Genomic DNA, 4,147 nt, shown 5'->3' on the forward strand with positions numbered 1-4,147 from the left:
TTCCCTGGCGGCCTCCCCCCCCCCCCCCCCCCCCCCCCCCCCCCCGCCCGCCCCCCCCCCCCCCCCCCCCCCCCCCCCCCCCCACCGCCGTACACGACCACCGCGGCGCCCAGCCGATGCCCGGCACTGTCCAGCCGCCGCCACTCGGCCCGCACACCCCACCACCCGCCACCCGCCACCCGCCACCAGGCCCCCGACGCCCCGGGGCGCTCAATTCGCCCGGGTTGCCCCGGCGCCCCGGATCTTCCAGACCGCCCTGGGTCGCCCCGACGCCCGGGCACCGGCCGCCCTGATACGACGCCTGGGCACCGGCCGCCCGGATACGGATCACCCGGACAACCGGGGCCGCCCCGACGCCCCGGGCCACCCGAACATCCTGAGCCACCCCACCCGGTTCAACCGCTCCCGCCCTTTCAGCCGGATTCACCGGTACAGCCGTTCCCGACTGTTCAGCCGGTCCCGCCGATTCAGCCGGCCCGGCCGGTGCAACCGGATCCACCCGATCGGGCGGCTCCAGGGGGTCAGCCGGCCGATCGCACCGACCGACCCCACCGGATCGGCGGGGTCAGCCCGATCACCGGATCAGCGGGGGCCACCGAATCAGCCCGACCACCCGGCTCGACCGAATCGCCATCGACCCGGCCGAACAGCGAACCCGGCCAGCCCACCACCACCGCCCAGCGAACCCGGCACAGGCCGGACCGCCCGAAAGGCCCGATCACCGGATCAGGCGGCCCCACCTGGATCAGCCGGGCCGCTCCGAACAGCCGGTTCCGGCGGATCGGTCGGTTCCGTCGGTTCGGGTCGCCGTCGTCGCCCTCGTTGGCGGGGGCTGGTTACTTGAGGGCGAGGAGGAGGGTGTCCGACGGGGAGGACCACACCGGCCGGGCCTCCGAGAACCCCTTCTCGCGCAGCACGCGCGCGTGCCAGGCGACGGGGGGCGTGTCCCCGTCGGCATGCTCGCCGTAGATCTCGAAGCGGCGGGCCGTGGGCTCGGCCAGGACCGGGTCCTTCGCGGCGAGTTGCCACCACTCCGCCCAGTCGAGCGCACCCGCGCGCTTGGCCTGATCCATGCGGGCGTGCCGCTGGGCCCGTTCGGCGGCATTGATCCGGGGCGTGCTGTCATCGATCATGTGGTCCGCGTTCATGAAGACACCGCCGTCGCGGACGAGTTCCGCGACCTGACCGTAGAGGGCCGCGAGGGGGTCGCTGTGCAGCCAGTGCAGGGCCGTGGCGGTCAGGACCGCGTCGTACGCGTCGTACGGCAGCAGCGCGGGCCACTGCGGGTCCTTGAGGTCGGCGGTGACGAAGGTGACCCGTTCGTCGCCCGCGAAGGTGCCCTCGGCGATGGCCAGGAGCGCCGGGTCGAGGTCGACGCCGGTGCTGACGGCCTGCGGGAACCGCTTCAGCAGCCGGCCGGTGATGCTGCCGGTGCCGCAGGCGAGGTCGAGCACGCGCGGCGCGGTGCCGACGAGCGCCTCGACCATGTCGAGCATGATCGTGAACCGCTCCTCGCGGTCGGGCATGTACCACTCCTGCTGCCGGTCCCAGCTCTCCTGCCAGGCCCGCCAGTCGGCTCCGGTCGTGGCCGTGTTCGCGTCCGTCATCGCAACCCCTCCCACGCGAAGGTCCCGTAATACCCTGGAAGCGCGATCGGTCATTACCCGATCGCGCCCACGACCATAGAGCACCACCGTAAGGACTACAAGTGGAACTGGCCTATTACTCGGATTACGCCGTGCGCCTCGTCAACAGCGAGGAACCGCTCCGGGGCAAGGACTCGCTCACCACGGTCGAAGCCGTCCGCGGCCTGTTCGGCGTCAACCAGTCGGCGGCCCGCCGCGCCGCCGACGCCGACGTCACCCGTTTCCGCTCGGTGCGCGCCCGGCTGCGCGCGGTCTTCGAGGCCGCCGACCAGGGCGACGAGACCCTGGCGGTGGACCTGCTGAACTCACTGCTGCTGGAGTTCCCGGTCAGCCCGCAGATCTCCGGGCACGACCACCGGGACGACGACGGCCGCCCGCTGTGGCACATGCACCTCGCCGACCACCCGTCGAACGCCACCGCGGGCTACGCGGCGATCGCCGCCATGGGCCTGGCCTTCCACCTGACCGAGTACGGCGTGGACCGCCTGGGCCTGTGCCAGGCGGGCCCCTGCCGCAACGCCTACCTGGACACCTCCACCAACCGCTCCCGGCGCTACTGCTCCGACCGCTGCGCCACGCGGGCCAACGTGGCCGCCTACCGGGCCCGCAAACGTCTGGAGGCCGACCGGTCCGGGAACACCGGCCGCACGGCCGAGAGCGCCCAGCCCACGACGGCCAGCGGCGAGCGCTGATCCGCCCTGCGCGGCCGCAGCCGCAGCCGGACCCGGCCGAGGATCAGCTCCTGCGGCACGGCCCCGTAGTCGGTGCTGTCACCGCCCGCGTACGGATTGTCCCCCAGCACCCACCAGCCGCCCTCGCGGCGCTCCACCGCGCGCTTGACGACGAGCAGGTCCTGCTGGAAGGGATGGCGCAGGACCACGATGTCCCCGGGCCTGATCCGGGCGCCGTACTGCAGCACGAGCCGGTCCCCGTGATGCAGCGTCGGCACCATGGACGGCCCCGTCACCTCGGCCAGCCCGAAGGGCGGCGTCGCCCTCCCCCGCTCGGTCTCCTGCGACAGCTCCGGCATCGCCGGCACCTCCCCGGTCCGTTCCTCCACCAGTCTCAGTCTGACCCTGGACTTTTGTCCTAAGCCCTAGGGGGCACTCGCGAAATCCCGCTTCTCAGGGAGTAATGTCCCACCTGAGAAGACGATCACGAGGAAGGAATGCTCCATGCTTTCCCGCCTGTTTGCCCCCAAGGTCAAGGTCAGCGCGCACTGCGACCTGCCCTGCGGCGTGTACGACCCGGCCCAGGCCCGCATCGAGGCGGAGTCGGTGAAGGCCGTCCAGGAGAAGATGGCCGGCAACGACGACCCGCACTTCCAGTCGCGCGCCACCGTCATCAAGGAGCAGCGCGCCGAGCTGGCCAAGCACCACGTCTCCGTGCTCTGGAGCGACTACTTCAAGCCCCCGCACTTCGAGAAGTACCCCGAGCTGCACCAGCTGGTCAACGACGCCCTGAAGGCGCTCTCGGCCGCCAAGGCGTCCACCGACCCGGCGACGGGCCAGAAGGCGCTCGACTACATCGCCCAGATCGACAAGATCTTCTGGGAGACCAAGAAGGCTTGATCTATGGCTAGGCCGTCTGACCTGCGGTTACGCAGGTCGCATCGCCTACCTGTCCGCACCCGGTCCGCAGGCCGCCGAGAACGGCGTCCATGACGGTCCGGGTGCGGTCTTCTTCACCCGGCCACAGGTGTGCGTAGATCCGCAGTGTGATGACGGCGGTCGCGTGGCCGAGGACCAGCTGAACCTGCTTGACGCTCGCTCCGCCGGCGATGAGCGCGGAGGCGTAGAAGTGCCGCAGGTCGTGGGTCACCATGTGCGGCAGCTCGACGGGCTTGCGGCCCTCGCGGTCGGCTGCCTCGTTCTCCGCAGCTTGGAGCGTCCTGCGGACGCAGTTCCACTCCGTCTTCCAGCGGCGGTAGTTGAGAGGCTCACCCTCCTCCATTGTGAACAGCCACTCCTTGGAGGGGCGTGCGGCGAGGTGCGCGAGGAGGGCGTCTGTGACCACCTCACCGACCGGGACGGTACGCCGGGACTTGGCGGTCTTCGGCGGGCCAATCTTCCCGGACTGGAGGCGCTGCCGCTCGACGCGGAGGGTGCCGGCCTTGAAGTCGACGTCCGAGACCTTGAGGCCGAGCAACTCGCCTATTCGCAAGCCTGATCCGGCAAGGGTGACGATCGCCGCGCGGATGTACGGCGGCATCGCGCGGGCCATGGCCTCGACCTGCGCAACCGTGGGCGGGGTGACTTCCTCGTCCGGCATAGGCGGAAGGGTGATCCGGCGGCACGGGCTGGAGGCGATGACCTTGTCCTCGACGGCCGCGGTCATGAGGCGCACGAGGACGTCGTAGACGTTGCGCACGCTACCGGGGCCGAGCAGCTCGGACAGGCTCTTGAAGGGGACCTGTCCCCGAGTGGTGGACACCTCTGAGCCCGGCCCCGGCAGGGGCCGGGCAGGAGGGATCTCTTATGGTGATGAAGGTCTACTCGCCC

The 4,147-nt window shown here is 71.3% G+C and carries 4 protein-coding genes and 1 pseudogene; 2 read left to right on the forward strand and 3 right to left on the reverse strand.

The features are described from left to right. Positions 1-836: 836 nt before the first annotated feature. Entirely contained in the window at positions 837-1,607 is a 771-nt protein-coding gene (locus tag ACIRFL_RS43485) for a class I SAM-dependent methyltransferase (protein WP_404041219.1), read from the reverse strand. 101 nt (positions 1,608-1,708) lie between these two features. Between ACIRFL_RS43485 and ACIRFL_RS43490 the strand changes: the two genes are divergently transcribed. Further along, positions 1,709-2,338, forward strand: coding sequence for a CGNR zinc finger domain-containing protein (locus tag ACIRFL_RS43490; RefSeq protein WP_404041222.1), 630 nt, complete (start codon positions 1,709-1,711; stop codon positions 2,336-2,338). Here the strand turns inward: ACIRFL_RS43490 and sodX are convergent. Continuing rightward, on the reverse strand, positions 2,242-2,676 hold the full coding sequence (gene sodX / locus ACIRFL_RS43495) for a nickel-type superoxide dismutase maturation protease (RefSeq protein ID WP_404041227.1): 435 nt from the start codon (positions 2,674-2,676) through the stop codon (positions 2,242-2,244). The two genes, ACIRFL_RS43490 and sodX, sit on opposite strands and share 97 nt — an antisense overlap. A gap of 145 nt (positions 2,677-2,821) precedes the next feature. Between sodX and sodN the strand changes: the two genes are divergently transcribed. Continuing rightward, complete coding sequence (sodN, locus tag ACIRFL_RS43500) at positions 2,822-3,217, forward strand: superoxide dismutase, Ni (protein ID WP_404041225.1); 396 nt, start codon at positions 2,822-2,824, stop codon at positions 3,215-3,217. A 7-nt stretch (positions 3,218-3,224) separates the two neighbouring features. Here the strand turns inward: sodN and ACIRFL_RS43505 are convergent. Further along, positions 3,225-4,061 (reverse strand): annotated as a pseudogene (locus ACIRFL_RS43505) (tyrosine-type recombinase/integrase); the annotation flags it as partial. Positions 4,062-4,147: the final 86 nt, after the last annotated feature.

The sequence above is a fragment of the Streptomyces sp. NPDC102462 genome, from assembly GCF_044765425.1.
Taxonomy (GTDB): Bacteria; Actinomycetota; Actinomycetes; order Streptomycetales; family Streptomycetaceae; genus Streptomyces.